Source organism: Rhodovibrio sodomensis, from assembly GCF_016583645.1.
Taxonomy (GTDB): Bacteria; Pseudomonadota; Alphaproteobacteria; order Kiloniellales; family Rhodovibrionaceae; genus Rhodovibrio; species Rhodovibrio sodomensis.
The window spans coordinates 77,525-94,698 of the sequence record NZ_NRRL01000003.1; the positions used below are offsets into that span (position 1 = coordinate 77,525).

32 protein-coding genes are annotated in these 17,174 nt (G+C 68.4%); 1 reads left to right on the forward strand and 31 read right to left on the reverse strand.

Features of this window, described 5'->3' with window-relative positions; genetic code table 11:
• Positions 1–17: 17 nt before the first annotated feature.
• The 22 genes from CKO28_RS02885 to CKO28_RS02990 all read right to left on the reverse strand — a co-directional run bounded on the left by CKO28_RS02885 (position 18) and on the right by CKO28_RS02990 (position 11,881).
• Positions 18–419, reverse strand: a complete 402-nt coding sequence (locus CKO28_RS02885) for a single stranded DNA-binding domain-containing protein (protein ID WP_200339031.1) — start codon at positions 417–419, stop codon at positions 18–20.
• Between the two features lie 216 nt (positions 420–635).
• Positions 636–1,226: a hypothetical protein gene (locus CKO28_RS02890; RefSeq protein ID WP_200339032.1), complete on the reverse strand. Its 591-nt coding sequence runs from the start codon at positions 1,224–1,226 to the stop codon at positions 636–638.
• A 592-nt stretch (positions 1,227–1,818) separates the two neighbouring features.
• Entirely contained in the window at positions 1,819–2,028 is a 210-nt protein-coding gene (locus tag CKO28_RS02895) for a hypothetical protein (protein WP_200339033.1), read from the reverse strand.
• Positions 2,029–2,206: 178 nt separating this feature from the next.
• The gene (locus tag CKO28_RS02900) at positions 2,207–2,368 is read right to left on the reverse strand and encodes a hypothetical protein (protein ID WP_200339034.1); all 162 of its coding nucleotides are present in this window, start codon (positions 2,366–2,368) and stop codon (positions 2,207–2,209) included.
• 138 nt (positions 2,369–2,506) lie between these two features.
• On the reverse strand, positions 2,507–2,719 hold the full coding sequence (locus CKO28_RS02905) for a hypothetical protein (protein ID WP_200339035.1): 213 nt from the start codon (positions 2,717–2,719) through the stop codon (positions 2,507–2,509).
• 49 nt (positions 2,720–2,768) lie between these two features.
• Entirely contained in the window at positions 2,769–3,161 is a 393-nt protein-coding gene (locus CKO28_RS02910) for a hypothetical protein (protein WP_200339036.1), read from the reverse strand.
• Between the two features lie 325 nt (positions 3,162–3,486).
• Positions 3,487–4,185: a hypothetical protein gene (locus CKO28_RS02915; RefSeq protein ID WP_200339037.1), complete on the reverse strand. Its 699-nt coding sequence runs from the start codon at positions 4,183–4,185 to the stop codon at positions 3,487–3,489.
• Positions 4,186–4,247: 62 nt separating this feature from the next.
• Positions 4,248–5,066 (reverse strand): metallophosphoesterase, encoded by an 819-nt coding sequence (locus tag CKO28_RS02920; protein ID WP_200339038.1) that lies wholly within the window; start codon positions 5,064–5,066, stop codon positions 4,248–4,250.
• Entirely contained in the window at positions 5,047–5,310 is a 264-nt protein-coding gene (locus CKO28_RS02925; protein ID WP_200339039.1) for a hypothetical protein, read from the reverse strand. Before CKO28_RS02925 ends, CKO28_RS02920 begins: the two co-directional genes overlap by 20 nt.
• A gap of 151 nt (positions 5,311–5,461) precedes the next feature.
• Positions 5,462–6,220, reverse strand: coding sequence for a hypothetical protein (locus CKO28_RS02930; protein ID WP_200339040.1), 759 nt, complete (start codon positions 6,218–6,220; stop codon positions 5,462–5,464).
• Between the two features lie 45 nt (positions 6,221–6,265).
• Positions 6,266–6,532, reverse strand: a complete 267-nt coding sequence (locus CKO28_RS02935) for a hypothetical protein (protein ID WP_200339041.1) — start codon at positions 6,530–6,532, stop codon at positions 6,266–6,268.
• A gap of 77 nt (positions 6,533–6,609) precedes the next feature.
• On the reverse strand, positions 6,610–6,900 hold the full coding sequence (locus tag CKO28_RS02940) for a hypothetical protein (RefSeq protein ID WP_200339042.1): 291 nt from the start codon (positions 6,898–6,900) through the stop codon (positions 6,610–6,612).
• Between the two features lie 162 nt (positions 6,901–7,062).
• Positions 7,063–7,332: a high-potential iron-sulfur protein gene (locus tag CKO28_RS02945; protein ID WP_200339135.1), complete on the reverse strand. Its 270-nt coding sequence runs from the start codon at positions 7,330–7,332 to the stop codon at positions 7,063–7,065.
• Between the two features lie 118 nt (positions 7,333–7,450).
• A complete protein-coding gene (locus CKO28_RS02950; protein WP_200339043.1) occupies positions 7,451–7,840 on the reverse strand; it encodes a hypothetical protein in 390 nt (129 codons plus the stop codon).
• 156 nt (positions 7,841–7,996) lie between these two features.
• Positions 7,997–8,686, reverse strand: coding sequence for a metallophosphoesterase family protein (locus CKO28_RS02955; RefSeq protein WP_200339044.1), 690 nt, complete (start codon positions 8,684–8,686; stop codon positions 7,997–7,999).
• Between the two features lie 22 nt (positions 8,687–8,708).
• Positions 8,709–9,158: a hypothetical protein gene (locus CKO28_RS02960; protein WP_200339045.1), complete on the reverse strand. Its 450-nt coding sequence runs from the start codon at positions 9,156–9,158 to the stop codon at positions 8,709–8,711.
• Between the two features lie 84 nt (positions 9,159–9,242).
• Complete coding sequence (locus CKO28_RS02965) at positions 9,243–9,638, reverse strand: hypothetical protein (RefSeq protein WP_200339046.1); 396 nt, start codon at positions 9,636–9,638, stop codon at positions 9,243–9,245.
• Positions 9,639–9,711: 73 nt separating this feature from the next.
• On the reverse strand, positions 9,712–9,963 hold the full coding sequence (locus CKO28_RS02970) for a hypothetical protein (RefSeq protein ID WP_200339047.1): 252 nt from the start codon (positions 9,961–9,963) through the stop codon (positions 9,712–9,714).
• Positions 9,964–10,031: 68 nt separating this feature from the next.
• Positions 10,032–10,322, reverse strand: a complete 291-nt coding sequence (locus CKO28_RS02975) for a hypothetical protein (RefSeq protein WP_200339048.1) — start codon at positions 10,320–10,322, stop codon at positions 10,032–10,034.
• A 33-nt stretch (positions 10,323–10,355) separates the two neighbouring features.
• On the reverse strand, positions 10,356–10,646 hold the full coding sequence (locus CKO28_RS02980; RefSeq protein WP_200339049.1) for a hypothetical protein: 291 nt from the start codon (positions 10,644–10,646) through the stop codon (positions 10,356–10,358).
• A 5-nt stretch (positions 10,647–10,651) separates the two neighbouring features.
• The gene (locus CKO28_RS02985) at positions 10,652–10,852 is read right to left on the reverse strand and encodes a hypothetical protein (RefSeq protein ID WP_200339050.1); all 201 of its coding nucleotides are present in this window, start codon (positions 10,850–10,852) and stop codon (positions 10,652–10,654) included.
• A gap of 156 nt (positions 10,853–11,008) precedes the next feature.
• Positions 11,009–11,881 (reverse strand): cyanophycinase, encoded by an 873-nt coding sequence (locus CKO28_RS02990; RefSeq protein ID WP_200339051.1) that lies wholly within the window; start codon positions 11,879–11,881, stop codon positions 11,009–11,011.
• A gap of 171 nt (positions 11,882–12,052) precedes the next feature.
• Between CKO28_RS02990 and CKO28_RS02995 the strand changes: the two genes are divergently transcribed.
• Positions 12,053–12,379, forward strand: a complete 327-nt coding sequence (locus tag CKO28_RS02995) for a hypothetical protein (RefSeq protein ID WP_200339052.1) — start codon at positions 12,053–12,055, stop codon at positions 12,377–12,379.
• On the opposite strand, the gene CKO28_RS03000 is transcribed toward CKO28_RS02995, so the two are convergent.
• The 9 genes from CKO28_RS03000 to CKO28_RS03040 form a co-directional block, all read right to left on the reverse strand.
• Positions 12,376–12,873, reverse strand: coding sequence for a GNAT family N-acetyltransferase (locus tag CKO28_RS03000; protein ID WP_200339053.1), 498 nt, complete (start codon positions 12,871–12,873; stop codon positions 12,376–12,378). The two genes, CKO28_RS02995 and CKO28_RS03000, sit on opposite strands and share 4 nt — an antisense overlap.
• 131 nt (positions 12,874–13,004) lie before the next feature.
• The gene (locus tag CKO28_RS03005) at positions 13,005–13,190 is read right to left on the reverse strand and encodes a hypothetical protein (protein WP_200339054.1); all 186 of its coding nucleotides are present in this window, start codon (positions 13,188–13,190) and stop codon (positions 13,005–13,007) included.
• A gap of 51 nt (positions 13,191–13,241) precedes the next feature.
• Positions 13,242–13,868 (reverse strand): hypothetical protein, encoded by a 627-nt coding sequence (locus CKO28_RS03010; protein WP_200339055.1) that lies wholly within the window; start codon positions 13,866–13,868, stop codon positions 13,242–13,244.
• A gap of 99 nt (positions 13,869–13,967) precedes the next feature.
• Positions 13,968–14,528 (reverse strand): hypothetical protein, encoded by a 561-nt coding sequence (locus tag CKO28_RS03015; RefSeq protein ID WP_200339056.1) that lies wholly within the window; start codon positions 14,526–14,528, stop codon positions 13,968–13,970.
• 91 nt (positions 14,529–14,619) lie between these two features.
• On the reverse strand, positions 14,620–15,753 hold the full coding sequence (locus tag CKO28_RS03020; RefSeq protein WP_200339057.1) for a hypothetical protein: 1,134 nt from the start codon (positions 15,751–15,753) through the stop codon (positions 14,620–14,622).
• Between the two features lie 54 nt (positions 15,754–15,807).
• The gene (locus tag CKO28_RS03025) at positions 15,808–16,044 is read right to left on the reverse strand and encodes a hypothetical protein (protein ID WP_200339058.1); all 237 of its coding nucleotides are present in this window, start codon (positions 16,042–16,044) and stop codon (positions 15,808–15,810) included.
• Positions 16,045–16,104: 60 nt separating this feature from the next.
• Positions 16,105–16,440: a sterol desaturase family protein gene (locus CKO28_RS03030; RefSeq protein WP_200339059.1), complete on the reverse strand. Its 336-nt coding sequence runs from the start codon at positions 16,438–16,440 to the stop codon at positions 16,105–16,107.
• 26 nt (positions 16,441–16,466) lie between these two features.
• The gene (locus CKO28_RS03035) at positions 16,467–16,670 is read right to left on the reverse strand and encodes a hypothetical protein (RefSeq protein WP_200339060.1); all 204 of its coding nucleotides are present in this window, start codon (positions 16,668–16,670) and stop codon (positions 16,467–16,469) included.
• 67 nt (positions 16,671–16,737) lie between these two features.
• A complete protein-coding gene (locus CKO28_RS03040) occupies positions 16,738–17,154 on the reverse strand; it encodes a hypothetical protein (RefSeq protein WP_200339061.1) in 417 nt (138 codons plus the stop codon).
• Between the last annotated feature and the right edge of the window lie 20 nt (positions 17,155–17,174).

Genomic DNA, 17,174 nt, shown 5'->3' on the forward strand with positions numbered 1-17,174 from the left:
ATCGGCATCGGAGAGGCTTACGCGGCCTTCTCGTCCTGCTTGTCGGCCTGCTCGGCGTCGGCCTGTGTCTTCGGCGCGCCGGACCACAGAACGTGGTACTTCTGGAAGGTGACCGGCTTGCTCTCACCCTCGGGGGTGAAGCTCTCCGGCTTGAAGAAGCCAAACAAGCGGACGCTGTCGCCCTCGTTGTAGCTGGACAGCAGGGCCTCGGCCTTCTCGGCGAAGGCGACGCACTTGGAGTCCTTCTTGCCCTCGCGCTTCAGCACGAAGTTCGCGACGTCGCGGTTGTCGGCGGTCTGGCGGACAACCAGCTCGGCGATCACGCCCTGCAGGTTGTAGCGCTTGTAGTAGACGGACTTGCCGTTGCCCTGGCCCTGGGCGTTGCTGGTCGTCGCGGCGTTCGTGGTCTGGGTGCTCATCAGCGCGTGTTCCCTTCTCTCAGTGGGTCGTCCGCCGTCCCCCGGCGGGCTGTTCGATAGAACAGACAGCCCGGCGGGGGTCGGCAGGCCGTCCTGCCCCGTTCCGGCGTCGCTCCTGCGGCGCCGGCCGGCCGGACCTGCTGCGGTCGTCGTGGGTGTGAGGAGGGCGGAGGCGGCAGCGGCCGCCCCCGCGTCTTCAGGATCGAGCGGTCGCGATTAGGCCGCTTCGATCGTCTGGCCCGTCTCCAGCTTGATGATCAGGTCGATCATCTCGGGCTTGTTGAGCTTGCTGTTCAGCTCGTAGGAGAAGTTCTCCTCGGCGTAGACCATCAGCTTCGCCTTGGTCATGGAGCCGTCCAGCTCCTGGCGGCGCTCCTCGATCGCGCTGATCTCGACGTCGGTCTCGCCGCTGGCCGTGGTCGCATCGGCCGGGGCCGGCTCGGCCGCGGCCGGCGTCGCCTGCGCGGCCGTGTCGGTGCCGTTCTCGGCCTGGTCCGCGTCCTCGCGGCGGCCCGGAACGCCCGACCACATCACCGCGAACTCGCGGTAGGTGACGTCGCGGCCGGTGTCCGGCGCATTGAAGGTCACCGACCGATAGAAGCCGAAAAGCTTCACGGTAGCGCCCTCGGAGAAGGCGTCGGTGAGCGCGGCGGCCTTGTCCTCGAAGGCGGCGCAGGAGACCTGCTTCTTGCCATTGCGCTGCAGCTTGAAGCGAGCCCAGGGCTTGCCGTCGGTGGTGGTGCCGGTCTTGAGGCCGGCGATGACGCCAGTGAGGTTGTAGCGCTTGTCGCGGGTCTGATCGGTCATGCTGGGATCCTTTCCCAATTCCGTGGGGTGGTGCCCGCGCTCCTGCGGGCCTGTTCGTCATCGGACACAGGCCCGCACGGTGCGCGGCGCGCAGCCGCCTTCCGTGCGTACCGACCTCCCGGTCGGCTGGCTTCTGTGCTGTCGGAGCGCCGGGCGACCGTCCGGCGGGGCTTGAGTACCGAAGAGGGATGCACGAGGACCGAGGCCCGCGGATCTTTTTCGTGGCTCCGCCCGCCTGGCCGGTGACGCCGGTGACAGGCGGCAGAACGGAGCCATCTCGGGGCCGGGGAAGTCCCGTCCGCGGTTCCCGGCTCAACTCCGGGTCCGTGTGTTCCCGGGTGCCAGGGTCCAGGTGCATCCACAGCGTCCTGCGCGCAGGCCTTCCTCGCTCCCGCTCCCGCGGGTTCTCGGGACTGGCCACACCCACCTGCGCTTGCCAGCTGAGGCACCGGCGCACGGACGCCGGGCCACAGGGCGCTGTGTTAGGAAACCGAAGGCCCCGATCGGGCCGACCGGCCTGTTCAAGCCTGAACACAGGGTCGGATCGTGCGCGATGTGCGCCTTGAATTCGGGGCGGCGGCTGCCGGCGTGATCAGGCCAGGGCGGGCTCGGCCTCAAGGTGGGTGAGGTCGGGGCACTCTATGGCGCCGTTGACCCAACTGCACCATGGCTGGCCTGCGTGATAGACAACCACGCGGGTTTGGAGGACGGCTGAGTCCTGAACCGCGATCAGAGCGGCGCTACGCAGGTCGGTCGCCTCGAACGGCCTGCCCTGATCGGGAACCACCATCACTCGCTGCATCAGCCTGATCCTTCTCAGTGGGCTGGCGGAGCCAGCGCCGGTGGGTCGTGCGCCCCATCGGGCGACCCACCGGGGATGGCGCGCGTCCCGCGGGCTTTCACCGCTCACATCCGGAAGGTGGTGTTTCGCGCGTCGCCTTGGCGCGCTGGTCTCTTGTCCTTCCGCCAGAACCATCTGCTTATCTCTGAGGGCCCCGTACAGCACGGTAGATCTGAATGCCGATGAGATAGAGAAACAGCGCAATGGGGATAAAGCTGAGCCCCTTGAAGGAGTATGTGCCGGCGAAATAGAACATGCCGACGACAAGCGCCAGGGCACACAGGATGCGAACGAGGGCCATTTTCTCTCCTGGCGTGTGCGCGTTCAAGCGCGTCCGTGTGATATTCCCGATATGGTGACTTACCGAAAAACCGGTACCGAATACAATCCCCTCGCGAGGAAAGTCCTACGATTGGAGGTGTCAGGGCTGACAGGTGGGCTATTTGCGACGGCACGCGAACCCAGCCGCGCTGCCGAAATGTCGGACGCCGCCGTTCCAGCAGCCGGGCTGGCTGGCGTACTCGCCGATCATCCCGTTGCCAGCGTCCACCAAAATCCAGCGCTGGGGCGCGCTGGCCCAGGTGTGCAGGCTGGCGAGCGTGAGCGCGGCCAAGGCGAGGAGCGCCACGGCCGGGGCGATGTGCTTGCGCATCGCGGGTCTCCTCGAAAACGAAGACGGATGGGTGGCGAGCCGCCGGCGCTCAGAGCGTGCCGGCGTACCAACGCTCCTCGGCGCATCGGCCGTGCTCGCAGGTCGAGGTCGGGGCGACCTTGGGGGCGAGCATCTCGGCACGCGCGGCCGGATCCTCCGGGACGCGGCAGTAGGGGGCGTCCTCCTCGAGGAGGTCGATGTCCATCAGGAGCTCGAGCTGCTGCATCTGATGGTCATGGTATACGCGATGGCTGGCAAAGCCGGCCGCGCGGGCCTCGGCTTCCTGCTCGTCCAGCTGGCGCTGCAGCTGGACGAGCAGGTCGACGTACTGCCGATCGAACTCTTCCGGGTCGGTCGGCGTCAGCCCGCGCGGCCGGAAGCCATGCACGTCCTTGAACAGGTCGGAGAAGCTGGAGAAGTCCTCGTCGGAAATCGTGCGCATCGATCCGTCCCTTCCGTCTCTCATTTTCGTCGGGGTCGCGCCTGCGGGCTGTTCGACAGAACAGACAGTCCGCAGGCGCGCACCTGCGCGTACACGCCGGGCCGTGCCCGGGCCGGCTGGCCTTGATTGGGCGATCCGGTGCGCGAACCTGGTCTTCATCGCTGCGGTGGCGGTAATCCCGGATCGCGACCACAGTGCAGGTGCGGCTCAGGCAGGCGAATAGCTGCGCCTTTGGCCAGACACGAACAACGGGCGGGTGGCACACGGCCACCCGCCCGTTGTTCGTGTCTTGATCAAGGTCGATCACTCCCTGGGTTCGGCGCGATCAGGAGACGGCGACGAGGTCGGTGGGGGTCCAGCCGGCGAGCGGCGAGCTGATGTCGCCTCGCAGCAGGAACAAATGGTCGCCCGCGAGGATCGGGTGGGCGAGGCCGCGCCAGGCGCCTCGGCCGTCGTAGCGCGCGCTGAAGGGCGTGGACGCCCACCCGAAGCGTGCCGCGTCGCGGGCGGTGATTCGCGGGCCGGTGACGGCGTCGGTCGACGCTGCGGCCGCATCCGGGTGCACGAGCTGTCCATCCGTGCAGCCGAGGTCGCTGGCCAGCTGGCGGGCCGCGTCAGCTTGGTGCAGCAGAGAGAAGCTGAGATGTGCGACCAGGAGGTGATCGCCGGTCGCGCGCAGCAGGCTGCACTCGCTCATCGACGCTTCGAACCAAAGGTCCCGGGCAAGTGCGACGGGGAGCGCGAGGGCGCACCCCTGCGGCACCAGGAGGGCGAGCGTGTTCCCGTCACGTCGGGGCGTGCACCCGCGGTTCAGCAGACTGAGCCGCTCGGCCGACTTGGTCACCTCCGCCGTCTCGCGGGCGGGCGTGAGCGGCAGGCGGAACAGGCGGAGATGCTCGAAGCGCGGATCGTCGTCGAGGCGCGCCTGGGGTAAGCCGTCGAGTGTCTCGTCGACGAGGATTGCAGCCGTCCGGCCGCCGCCGGGCTCCCGCATGACCTCGAGCAGGCTGTCGAGCTCAGACATGACACCTCCATCTGGCGGCGGAAGGGAACGGACCGACTGCCATCGGCAGCCGGCCCTGGAGATCAGGCCGTGACCTGGAACGCGGCCGGCAGGGCCTCTCGCGACCAGGCGCGCTTGGCGGTTTCACCGACCGCGCAGATGTAGCGCAGGCTGCCGCCGCTCAGGATCACGGCGCTCAGCACGCCGGTCTTGAAGCAGCCGGTGTCGACGCCGATGCGGTGATCGGACACGCTCGCCGTCTTCGGCGTGTGGCCGTGCACCACCGTGATGTCGGGATCATGCAGGGAGGGCTGGGACAGGAACGGCTCGCGGATCCAAAGCAGGTGGTCGCGGGTTTGCTGGGATAGCGGCCGCGCCGGATTGATGCCGGCGTGAACGAAGAGGTACGGGCCGAACCGCTCGCTCAACTGGAGGGACTGTAGGAACCCGATGCGCTGCTCGCCGAGGGCTGCGCGCACCTCCTCCGCGAGGGCCGGAACACCGTCGGCAAGGATAGCCGGCGAGACGCCGATGCCGGCGAGCGTCTTGAGGCCACCGTTGGCCATCCAGTGCCCGGCGTCCGGGTCGTAGAGGTTGCCGTTGATTAGGTCCAGCAGCCAGCTGTCGTGGTTTCCGAGAAGCGCGACCTCATCAACGTCCGGAACGCCGCTGCCGGCGGCGGCGAGATCCAGGCAGCGCAGCGGGTCCGGGCCGCGGTCGATGTAGTCTCCGAGATGGACCAGGGCGGCCGGGCCACCGTGGTCCTCGAGGGTACCGCGGACGGCCATGATAAGGGCCGCGAGGTGGTCGGCCATGCCGTGCGCGTCGCCGATGGCGGCGATCATGCGATCGCGCGGGATCGTGCGCGGCGCCGGGATCCAGTCAGAGCGGAGAATGTCCATTTGCGGGGTCCTTCTCAGGCGGAAACGGAGGCGCAGGCGCCGCGCCTTCGCCGGCGACCTGGCGCTCGCGGATCTCCGTCAGAAAGCTCTCGTAGCCCAGTGGGGTGTAGGTCGCGCGGACCTCGGCGTCGATCTCGCGGCAAATATGCTCGTCACCGCGCTCGCGGGCCATCAGCCAGTAGGTGGCGAGCATGTCGTAGTGACCGTCGAACGGCGCCTCGATACCGTCATCCAGGATGAACATGGGATCTCCCGAGGGGTGGTGGCAGGGTGTCGCCGGCTGTTCCCCCGGAACAGACGGCCGGCGACACCCGGCAGCCACACACGAAAGCGGCGGCGGACCCGGGTCCGCCGCCGCCCTCTGGTTCTGGATTTCACGCCTGTCGCCGTGGCGGTCAGGCGGCCTGCATGCGCGAGAGCACGAGGTCGGTCTGTCGCGGCGCCCACGCGAGAGCATCTGCGAATTCCTCGAGGTCGCGCGGGGAGATTTGGACCTGTGCGAACTCCTGGACCGCGCTGGACAGGGCGCATTCGCGCGCGTCGCTGGGGGTCAGGAACGGACGCGCGGCGATCTCGGCCTCGACGCCGTGGAGGTCGACCTGGAACAGCATGTCCGCGTCGGTGAAGCTGAACAGCCGGTCCTTTGGCTTATTCATGATCGAAGCGAGCCGGCGGGCTGGAAAAGCCAGTGGGGCACCCTCGCGATCAGCGCTGGTGATCCACGGGTCTGGTCTCGGGATGCGGCGCAGCGCGATCGTGCGTAGCTGCTCCTCGCGGAGGTCATCGGGCCGCACGCGCCCCTTGGCCCGGAGCAGCAACAGCAGGCCGTCGCGTCCCGGCGAGCTCGCGTCGAAGAAGCCAAGCCCGACGAGGGCACCGGACGGCGAACGGTCGACGACGAGCGCTTTGGTGGCGTCGTCGCAGAGTAACGCGCCCGAGGTCAGAGCGCTTTCCTGGACCAAGCGGCCCCAGCCGAACAGGATCGTCCGGATCCGCGGCACGGCGCGCAGGATCAGCTTGAGCGTGACGAGCCCGGTGACCTCGGCGAGACGGCGACTGACGACGGTGGGCGCCCCATGGTCGCTCATGTGCGCGGGGAGCGGCGGGAGTTCCAGGATCGAATCAGCGATCTTGCGGTTGCACTCGTAGGTCATGCGAGCGTCCTTGCTATCGGGTTGACATGGGCGCGGCGGAAGTCGCTATTCGCTACCTTGGATATCCTCGTCGGTCTCCGGTTCGAGGCCGTTCTCGTCCGGGTCGACCATCATGGTCTCGCCCTTGGTCGGGAGGGGCGGCGGGCCGGCAAGCTCGCGCCCGCGCCGGTAGATATGCTCGGAGTAGGCTGGGTCCGGCGACAGCATGGTCTCGCCCAGCAGGCCTTCGCGGATACTCTCCTCGACGGCCCGTGCGGGGTTGCTCTGATCGGTGTTGCGCGCCCGGAGAATCTGAGACCGGGCATGCGCCACGGCCTCGAAGGCGTAGACGGTCTTCGGCGGCAGGCTGAAGAGGTCGAGTGCGGTCTGGTGCGGTATTATGGGCGACCTCAGTCCAGGGTGGGCGAGAAGCGGTGATTTAAGCTAGCGACTGTCTGACGCAATTCCGCTGGGACGAAGACGCGCTCGACCACGTCGGGGCCGACCTCGCGCGGGGGCGTGCTGTCGAAGCGGAAGAGGCGCAGGCGCCCGCCGGGACGGACGGCGTCGAGCAGGAATTCCTCGCCGTCGCGCAGTTTCGCGCTCACCAGGCACAGCGGGCGCCCGGCGAGGTCGCGTACGACCTTGTTGCCGTAGTGGCGGCGTAGCGTCTTGCGGGCGGTCGCGGTCGAAGCGGTCATCTTGCACCTCATTCCTCGAGGGGGATCTGGCGGCTGCCGGGCGCGGACATCCGTCCGCGCGCGCCCGGCAGCGGCCGGTGACCTGAAGACACGAAAAACGGCGGCAGGCCGCAGCCTGCCGCCGCTCGTCTTTCAGGGCCTGTCAGTCCAGGACTGGGCTGACTACTTGGCGCCCCAGAGGTTGCACCAGGCTTGGGGCGCGATCTCACCCTGGACGATCTGGCAGGCGCCCGGCTCACCCTCGGTGCCGGCGACGTAGAACATGCAGCCTTCGCAGTCCTGGCCGTTTTTCGGGGTCTCCTGATAGGCGACGCTGGCCTTGGGCGCCTTCTGCGCGAGGGCCGGGCCGGCGGCGATCGCCCCGCCGGCGACCGCGACCGCGCCCCCCAGGGACGTCTTCAGGAAGCTGCGACGGGATCGAGTGGTCGTCATCCGAATCTCCTTGCTGGAGGGAGCGTGCCCCGGCGCGCGTCCCCGGAAGGCACGTGGTGTATCGGGGAGATGGGAGCGCGCCGCCCAGGCGACCGCGCTCCCATCGAAATCCGGTGCGTCAGGCCACCAGACCGGCTTTCACGTAGGAGTCGATGACACCGGCGGCGCGATCGTCATGTACCTCCCAGTCCGCGTACTCGCTCGGAACCAGGCCGTCGCACGAAAGGCCGGTGGTCAGCGCGGTGTGGATCGCGCCCGCGACTGCGTTACTCGTCGCGTCGTTTGACCGGCAAGCGTACTCGACCTGCAGCAGCAGGCTGTCGCGCAGCATCGGGCAGAGTGCGGTCGTCAGCGCTGCCAGATCGGTCCGGACGTTTTCGACGACCTGCGCGACGTATTTCTCGGTCAGCTTCTCCGGCATCCTGGTTTCGAGCATCCGCATCAAACGCTCGAACCGCGTCTCGGCCTGAGCGAACGCGTCTTCCCGGCCATCACCCTGGTACTGCATGGCACTGTCCCTCTGCTCATTGACATGAACGGGGAGCCGCCGGCGTGACCGGCGTCCCCCAGCTGCAGTGGGGGCGCTGATCACGCCGGTGCGCGAGCACAGGTGGAAAGTCGGGGGAGTCGCGTGGGCGCTGATCAGGCGCGATCTAGGAACGCGTCAGGCGAACAGCTCGCCCTGCGGGTCGAGCCAGCGTGCCTCGGCCTCGCCCAGGCTGTGCACGCGCGTGCCGTCGAGCAGGCAGGCCGTATAGCGGGCGTGATGATGGCCATGCAGGATGGCGCGCACGCCCATCGCGCCCGCGAGTGCGTCCAGGGCCGGCTTGCCGGTGGGAAAGCACGACGGCGCCTCGTGGACCACCAGTACGTCCGCGGCCTGGCCCCAGAGGGCGTCGTAGTCTTCGGGCCACAGGGTGCCGTGGTGGCGCAGCGGCAGCCCGCCGCGCCAGCGCTGGCTCTTGGGCACCTGCTGGACAAAGGCGTCCCGGCTGGTGTGCCGCCGTTCGGCGCCGCCGGACCAGATCTTGCCGCGAAAGACCCCGCCGAGTCCGGCGACCCGAAGGGCGTTGATTTCGACCACGCGCCCAGACAGGTTCCGGTCGGCGAGCGCCGAGGCGAACAGGTTGTCGTACCAGTGCTCGGAATCGCCCTCGTGGTTGCCGGCGATCCACCAGACCGGCGAGCGCGCGGAATCCAATCCGGCGTCGGCCAGCTCGGTCTCTAGCGGTCGGGTCAGGTCGCAGTCGCCGAGCACGATCACCGCTCCGGGCGCGGGGGCGCCGGTCAGCGCGTCGCGCAGGCCGGAGAAGTCGCCATGCGGGTCGCCGAGGATCAGCCAGGCAGCGGACATGCGGCGTCGGGTCCTATTGAGCTCAGCCGGCGGCCGGGGCGTCGTGCCAGCGGGGGTGAGTGCGGGTCGGCGTGCGCCGCGGCGTGACGCGTCGATCAGCATCGACCAGCGCATAACCGATGCACCGATCCGCGCTGACACGGGTGGTGTTGAGATCGGCCTCGTAGACGGCGCCGCAGCCGGCGCAGCAGAGGTTCTGGGCTCCGGGCGCGCGCGGTCCCTGGATCATCTTGCTGGTGGGTGTATCGCAGTTCGGACAGTCGCTGCGCGCGCGGCTTGGATGAGCGGGCTCGGCCAGGTAGTCGACCGTCTTGCGCGCCGAGCGCCGGGCGGCGCGCTTGAGGTTGTGGGTGCGCGCCACGTCCCGCAGCCCGTCGAGCGCGGCGTGAAAAACCAGGGCGAACAGGGCGACGGCCAGCAGGACGCCGATGAATAGGAGGAAGGGGTTTTGGGTCTGCAGGTCCACGGTCATGGAGCCCATCCTTGGGTCTTGGGTGGCGGCTGTGGGGGGTGCCGTCGTCCGCCGTTTGGTCGGGTTGGCAGGCGGTGAAACGCTTCAGGCGGCCGCGTGCCGCAGGACCGCGGGGGCTGCGCCGATCTCGCGCCAGCCGATCCGGGCGCAGACGTGCAGGCGCCCGTCCGCAGAGACCACGAGGTCACCCACGGAGGTGGAGCGCTGACGTGGCTTGCTCGGGGCGACCTCGGGAAGCGGCGCATCCGCCCAGCTCGCCTCGATGTTCTGCGTGGCGACCCAGATCCGGCGGAGGGTGTGTTCGAGATCCTCGTTGTCAGCGGCCTCGATCAGGGCAGCTTCCCGGTAGAAGCCGGCCTCGGCGAGCTCGACGACCTGGCTATCGCTGCCGTCGCCGAAGGTCGCCTGGAACAGGTCCTCGTCGCGGTCGGACTCCTTCAGTGCGGCGCCGTCGAGATGAAATAGGCGGTAGCTGGCCATCTTCGGCCTCCCGTTTTGATGCTCCAGGACCAGTGTCGCGGATCGGTGCCCGAGCGGATGGGGTGGGGCCCGACTAGGAGCCTGTAGGCGCCACGAAGGGTGCGTGTCTTGGGCGAGCGGTCGCCTTCCAGCCCTTGGCGGTCAGCTGAAAGCCGGGCGCGAACTCGCCCATCGCCATCGCGGCCGGCATCGGCTTAACCCACCCACGCATCCGCCAGACCAGGTAGTCGCAGAACCACACGTCCTGGACCGCGCAGACCGAGTTCTCGGGCATGCTGTCCTGGAGGTAGGCGAAGGTGACACGGATCTCGGTGTTGCCAGCCATGCTGTACTCCTTGAGGTTGGATGCAGCGTCGATCCGCGTCGCGTGGGTGTCGGTTGGCGTGCGTGCGTTCAGCGACGAGCGCGAACGGCCGGGCGCAGGTGCCAGGTAGCCAGGAAAGCGCTGATGATCAGGGCAGCGGTCCCTGCGGCCCAGCCGTTGATCGGCGGGAGGTCGCCTTTCAGCGCGAGGACGACGAAGCCAATTGAGAACAGGAGGCCGAGCCAGTACGAGAATGTCGAGATGACGTAGCCCGTGTCCCGGCCGGACCAGGCGGCGCGCAGGTCGGGCAGTTCGGCGATCACCGCCACGAGCAGGCCAGTTGGGAAGAGCCAGAAGATCAGCTGGGTCATCTCGGACATCTTGGGCCTCCCGTGGCTTAATGCGCCGCCGGTCTACTGTAGGACGTAAGTGTTACCAGCAACCTCGCAGAGGTATGCAGGCTTGAGGCTGCCAGCGTCGAGTAGCTCGCAGCGCGGGTCGATCTCTGGGGAGGTCACCCGTGCCACCGGCTTGGCGATATCGCCCTGAGCGAGCGGCCAGTCGCTGACCGCCGAGTTCGGATGTGACACCGGGTTGGAGCCTGGGAAGGGCACCTGGTCGTGGGGATCGATCACCGGGCGCCGATCGTCGGCGCAGGCGGTCAGCAGGGCCAAAGCAGCCGCACTCAGCAGCAAGTTCTGCATGGTGCTTACTCCCAGTCGTCGGCGATGGTGCGGGTGCGCGGGCGGCGCAGGGTGCAGAAGGTGAGGTCGGCGACCAGAATCGCGAGGATCACGCCGAACGCGGCGGCCGGCCCGGCCGTGAAGATCAGCGCCACGGCCAGGACGGCGTAGCAGGCGATCGCGGCGACGCCGTTGGCGCTCGCGAGCTGGCGGGCTAGTCCGGTCATGCGCGTCTTCTCCTTTTTCACGGGTTTTCCGGGCGGCGCGCCCGGGCGCGGTGTCGCCAGACACGCACCGCGCCCGGGTGCGCTGCTTGCACGGCTTTCGATTCGCGTCTCGCGGTCGTGGGGCGGGCAAGCGGCTGTTGGCGGCGCCCGTGGCAGCTAGGCCCAGGCGAGCGCCGGTGTTCGCTGGGCGGCCATACGCGAGCGCAGGCGCTCTGGCGTGAGTGCGGTTCCGGATATGGTGTCGTAGCCGTACCCGGCGCTGAAGGCGTGAAGAACGATGTTCGCCACGGCGATCGGCGCGCCGGACTCGACCTCCGCGGCATTGGTGTGATCGATGGCGCGTCCGTCGACGACGACGGCATGACCTGGACCGATCGCTTCGAGGAGACCATCGGCGCGCATGATCAGGGCTGCGTCTTCGCCAAGGCCGATACCGCGCATGCCGGGGTTGGCGGCCGTCACCGACATCAGCCGGGTGAACCGTCCGCGCTCGAGGAAGTGGGTGTCGATCACCAGCTCCCGCACCAGCCCGAGCCCGCTGCTCATGCTGACGGTATCCCGGTAGAGCGCATCGGCCGAGCCGCCGCCCGTGATCATGGCGGTCGACATGGCGGCCGCGCCGGCGCTGGTGCCGGCGATGACGGCGCCCTCGTCGTGCCGGGCGAGGATCGCCCGCATCAGGGCAGACCCGCCGAGGATCGCCACCAGCCGGCTCTGATCGCCCCCGGTCAGGAAGATGATGTGGCTTTCCATCACGGCAGCGACGGCTTCGGCAGACATCGCCTCTGCGCGATCGGCGACCCGGAGCGCGTGGACCTGGGCGGCTCCGAGCCGGGTAAAGGCTGCGACGTAGTCAGGCAGCACCGCGTCGGGGATCCGAGATGCGCTCGCGATCACGCTGACGACGGGGGCCTGGCGATCGGCGAGGTCGACGACACGGCTGAGCACCTCCAGGCCGGAGGTCTTGTCTTCGGCGCCTCCGATCGCGACCAGGCAGCCGCGCTGTTGGGTGCAGGGCGTGGTGGCCATGAACGCCTCCTCGTTACGGGATGACCCAAGGCTGTTTAGCGGAAGATGGGGTGACAGGGTGGTGGCGGGCCGCTAAATAGGCGTCTCCCGCGGAACATCGCGTGCGAAGTACGGTCGCGAGCCTTTCATACGGCGACCGTTCGAGCGGAAACAGGAGAGGAGGCGGTCGCCGTGCAGGCGTTTCTGATCGACCCGGAGCATGAGACGGTTGGGGTCGTCGAGCTCGACCATGCGGCGAATGTCAAGGCGGTGATCGAGGGTGTCTCTGTCGGCGAGATCGTGCCGCCGGAACTCCCGGTCCGGCTGCTCTACGATCCGGCGGCCGGGGACGATCCTTTCCGGTTGGATCTCTTCGAGCTCGACGGCATGCGCTTGCCGATGACCGGGCGGGCGCTGGTCGTGGGCGGCAAGATCGGGGACCGGCTGTCGCCGCCAGAGGTGCCGTTCGCCGCGGTACGCCGGCGGGTGCGGTTTCCGAAGCTTCAGTTCGGCTTCTAGGCGAGCTCGAGCCGGTAGCGATTGAGGTCGCGGACGCGTCCGGCGCGCGTACCGTTATGGACGAAGCCGAAGCGCGGATACCAGGCGTTGGTTTCACGCTCGATCGGCACGAAGAGCTGCAGGGCCTGCTGACCATGCGACCGGGTCTCCGCGATCGCCCGCTGCATCAGCGCGGATCCGATGCCCTGGCCGACGTGGGCGCGCTCGACGCCGATCTCGTGTAGCGTGGTCGCGCCGTCGGGGTGATGATAGAGACGCAGGAAACCGATCACGTCATCCGCGCGGTCCGTTTCGACGATCAGGAGATGCCGGTGGTCTGCTTCTGGGTTGTCCGGATTCTGACGGTCGACGGCATCGGCAAGCACTGGGCGCTGGACGAAGCCGAAGGCGCCGCGGTGCTGCCTGCATATCCGCTGAATGACCAGGATATTGGCGTGGCGGGCAGGGCGCTGTGTCATGACTCGAGGGTCCTGATGACAGGGCCGGGCGGTCAAGCGACCAGATCGAGGAGGCCTTGACCCACGATCATCAAGATGAAGGTTCCGAGGAACAGGTCGCGCAGTACGAGTTGAGCCTCGCGCGCCGGGCCGTCCGGGATCACGGGCGCCGCCACCGCGTGGGAGATCTAGACCAGCAGCAACATCAGCAGGGCGACCAGGACACGCGCGGTCGAGACGTCGATCGAAGCGATGCCGCCGGAGAGGAGAAAAGCGAGGGCGTGCGAGGCGACGAGCAGCATCAGGAAGAAGCTGGCTGAGCCCAGGGCGCGCTTGGCGTCCAGGTTGGAGAGCAGCTTGGAAAGCGGCGTCATCGGATGCGATCTCTCGCGCTGTGGGTGGATTGAGGACCCTGGCGGTGCCGGTCAGTTCATGGCCGGCACGCCGGCGGCGGCTTCGGTCTCTGCAAGGAGGACTTTGTAGCCGGCGGGCGCTGGGCTGGCAGGGTCGATCTGCAGGGTGCCGGTGTCGATCCGGCCGAGCACGAAGGGCTGGTCGTGCTGCGAGATCAGGAACGACCGGACGGTCTCGCTGTCGATCTCAGCGGTGGGATAGATCATCAGCCAGGCGCGGCCATCGGGCCACTGGATGCGCCAGGCGCTCACGGGGCCGTCGATCGGACGACCGCTGTTGTGGATCGCGCCGCCGGCGTGGGTCGGCGCGTCGGCACCCGAGTCGAAGACATCGCGCTTGTCAGAGCTGACCGCCACGTAGTTGCCGCGCTCGTTCACCCGGATGTCGTTGAAGACCATGAACTCGGACTGGCCCGGCGCGCTGTCCAGCGTGAACATGCCGGCGCTGATCGGCTGGACTGAGACCTCGCGGGCATTTGTCTGGTGCGCAGCGAGGTCGGCGACCACGTCGGCCGAAAGATCGAGGCTGCCGATCGTGACGGACAGAGCGCCATCGGCGCGAACCAGCCAGGCGCTGGCGCGTCGCGGCTCGATGGTGCGCGGAACCGGTTCGCCGTCGATCAGGGCTTCATGGGGCATGGCTTATCTCTCGGTCTTGCGTGTGTCGGCGCAGGCGCCGGGGCCGGCGCGCGCCTGGAAAGCGCCGGACCCGGTGTGCGTGCGGGATTAGGTTTCGTCTCAGGCCGCCTGGGGCGTGGCCGAAGCGTGTTCAGCGAACATGAGCCAGCCGTGGGTGTGCAGCGTGGCGAGCGCGTTCAGGAGCTCGACGGCGTCAACGCGCGCGTGATCCGGGCGGCCGGCGTTCAGCGTCCGCTCGATGTTGTCGAGACTCAGGCTCCCGCCCTTCTGGTGGGCGGCGAGGATCGCGTTCTGAACGCTGGCGGCGACCGGGTGCACGTCGGTGCCAGGCCGGTCGGCCGAGGTCGGGATGAAGTGAACCACCTCGATGCCGGAGCCGATGTCTTCGCGCACGGCCGCCATCCCGAATTCGATCAGGTTGGCGAGACCGATCAGCATCCGCTCCATCGTGGCCGGCTCCAGCGGGACGGGCCCGTCGGTCGGGTTGTCGGCCTCGTACGCCCGAACGGCCTGGACGATGGCGTCGAACGACATCCAGCCATCGAGCATCATGTGCCCGACCAGGCCGGCCTCCGTGTCGTTCCATATAGCCTCCGCCTCGCGACTGAAGGTCTTGTACGAGCCGTCGTGAGCGTGGTGGGTCGCGCGTAAGAACTGCATCTTGATCTCCAGGCATGAGAAAAGGAGCGCCGAGGGGCGTGCGTTAAGCACGACGCCCCCTCGGCGCTCCTGTGTCGTGCCCGTTTCCGGGCTAGTCGCCGCCGCCGCTGCTGCTGCCACCACCGTCTCCGTCGCTGGCAGACAGGCCGCTGCCTGACGCGGCCACACCAATGACAGCGGCCGTCGCGAGTGTAGCGGTGTCACCGCCATCGCCGGCGTTTGCGCGTGCGTGGTGACGGGTCCGGCGCGACAAATGTCGGCGGCCCGCGGTCATGCTGGCGTCCTGCCGTCCGCGGGTCTCGACCCGGGGGCGGAGGGGTGTGTCCAGGCTGATAGCGGCATTCCCCAGGACGCCTTGAACAGCGAGGCGAAACTGGTGGTCCGCGGCGGTAACCGCGTCGACGGCGGGCCCGATGGCCTTGCCCCAGGATGCGATCTTGTCGGGGCGCTCACGAGCTTCGCGGAGCCTGGTCTGGACCCCGCGCAGGGCGTCAGCCATTGGCTCGACCTCGATGCGGGTCCAGGGTCGCAGGATGGCGTGTCGGCCGAGCGCCAGCTGCGCCGTCGGGTGGGCGGAGTTGGCGCCGCAGGCGGGCAGGATCTCGTCCTGGACTGTTGTCAGCACGATCCTGGTTTCGGCCTGAACGACCTCGGCCAGCTGCTGGAAGCGATCGACCTTCGCCCAGAGATCCAGCGCCTGCCGCAGCGCCTGCTGCAGCTTGGTGGTGCCGGACCGGGGATCGGAGGTCTCGGACGTGAGGGCGCTTGCCAGCCCCAGGATCGCGCGCTCCAGAGACGTTTGCTGGGATGCCAGCGTTTTCGTCTGGGTGTGGAGCAGGGCTAGGTTGTTGAGCGCTGTGACTGCGATGAGGGAGGCCTCGCCACAGTCGCTCATGGCTTGGTCCAGGAGGTCGGATGTACCGCGCGCAGAGGCGTCGGAGCCGGTCAAGGACGCCCACAGGCTACGATAGCGGGGGTTCGACCGGCGTACCTCGATCAGCCTGCCGACGAGGTGGCTGGCGTGGGTCAGCTCGCCTGACAACAGGCGCAGGTCACGGAGCAGGGACTCGAGGCCCTCGCGGGCTTCGCCGAGCGCCCAGTCCGCGGCGGCGCATCGATCCGCGCCGGCGGCAGCGCTCGTGGGCGCGCCGCCAAGCACGGCCTGGCCGTGCTTTTCAGCGATGTGATGGCACAGTGGGCCATAGCCGATCAGAAGGTTGGACATGCGGAAGTCGCCTTCGGCCTGTTGGGGAATGGGCGGCTGGGCACGGGTAGGGGGTCAGCCCTCGATCAGGGCCATGACCTTGTCGCTGCACGGGACGTTGGACATCGCCACGCCGCTGGTGTCCGGGTCCAGCTTCTTCCCGGAGCCGACGAAAGCGAAGCAGAGGCCGGTGCGGGAATCCTGAACGTACTGGATATCTTGCGGATCGATCGTCAGGTTCCCGCTCGTGGACGCGCCGCAGCCGGTGAGCAGCAGGGCGGCCGCCGTGAGGGCGGTGAGGGTTTTGGTCATCGGGTACTCCGTGGTGAAGTGCGGGAGGTGTGGAAATGGGGGCGCCGTGCGGCTCGCGGGTCAGGTCAGGCCGAGCCAAAGTGGGGCCGTCGACGAGGCCATGGCGACCAGAACCAGTGCGCCGAAGACGGCGACATCGCGCACTCGCCAGCACGCTCGCCAGCGACGATCGATGAGGGCACGGATGCAGGCGCCGATGACGAGGGCCGTCACGACGATCATCGACAGCAGCGGCAGCGGGCCGATTTCCATCAGCATGTCCCAGCTCGTCATCTGCAGATCCCGCGCCACGGTCGTGGCGGCGAGCGCGAAGCTGTCGAGCAGCATGCCGATCAGAAAGGCCGCGCCGGCGAGCAGGACCAGCCGGTTGGACTCGCGCCTGTAGGGCCGGTGCATGGGATCCTCCGTCTTTCGGGTTGGCATCAGGCGGCGATCCGGTTGGTCGGCTCGGTCGTTCGCGCCAGGGCGGCGCGGGCGCGTTCGCCAATGCGGAGCATCAGTTTGGCCTGACGGTCCGGGTCGCCGACCAGATCCGCGGCCATCCGCTCGGGGTGCGCGATCAGCTGCTCGATCCCCCGGAGCGCCAGGGTCAGCTCCATGACCTGTCGCTCTCGGCTGTCGATCACTTTGCGTGCCTGCTGGAGATGGTGGCGCGCCGCGGACGAGAATACGGTCGCCCGCGTTAGCGGGAGATCACGCCGGCAGGCCGGCGTGTGGCGCCTGGCTGGCGGCGGCGAACCCGACATCCGCCAGGGTGTAGGCTGCCAGGGTTGGCCAGCTGTTGGCGCCCCGATCGTGGTCCTGGCGGATCGCCAGCAGGCTCGCGATCCGGCGCTCAAGCTGCAGCTGGATCTGGGTGCGTGTCACCTGATCCGGGCGCGTCGGGTCGAGGTAGATACCGCTCGCGCCCAGGCCGTCCTGGAAGCGGATCCGGGTGCCGAAGCTGGTCAGGTGGTGACCGCAGGCCGTGCCGCTGGGGTTGCCCCGGTGGTCGTCCAGGCGGAAGCCGACGATCTGGCCCGCGACCAACTGCTCCAGCAGGCCCTCGGCCTGTTCGAAAAGCTCCTGGGCGATGCCCTGGTGCTGGGCGTCCAGCTGTGCGTAGGTCATGAGCCAGCTCCTCTTGAGTC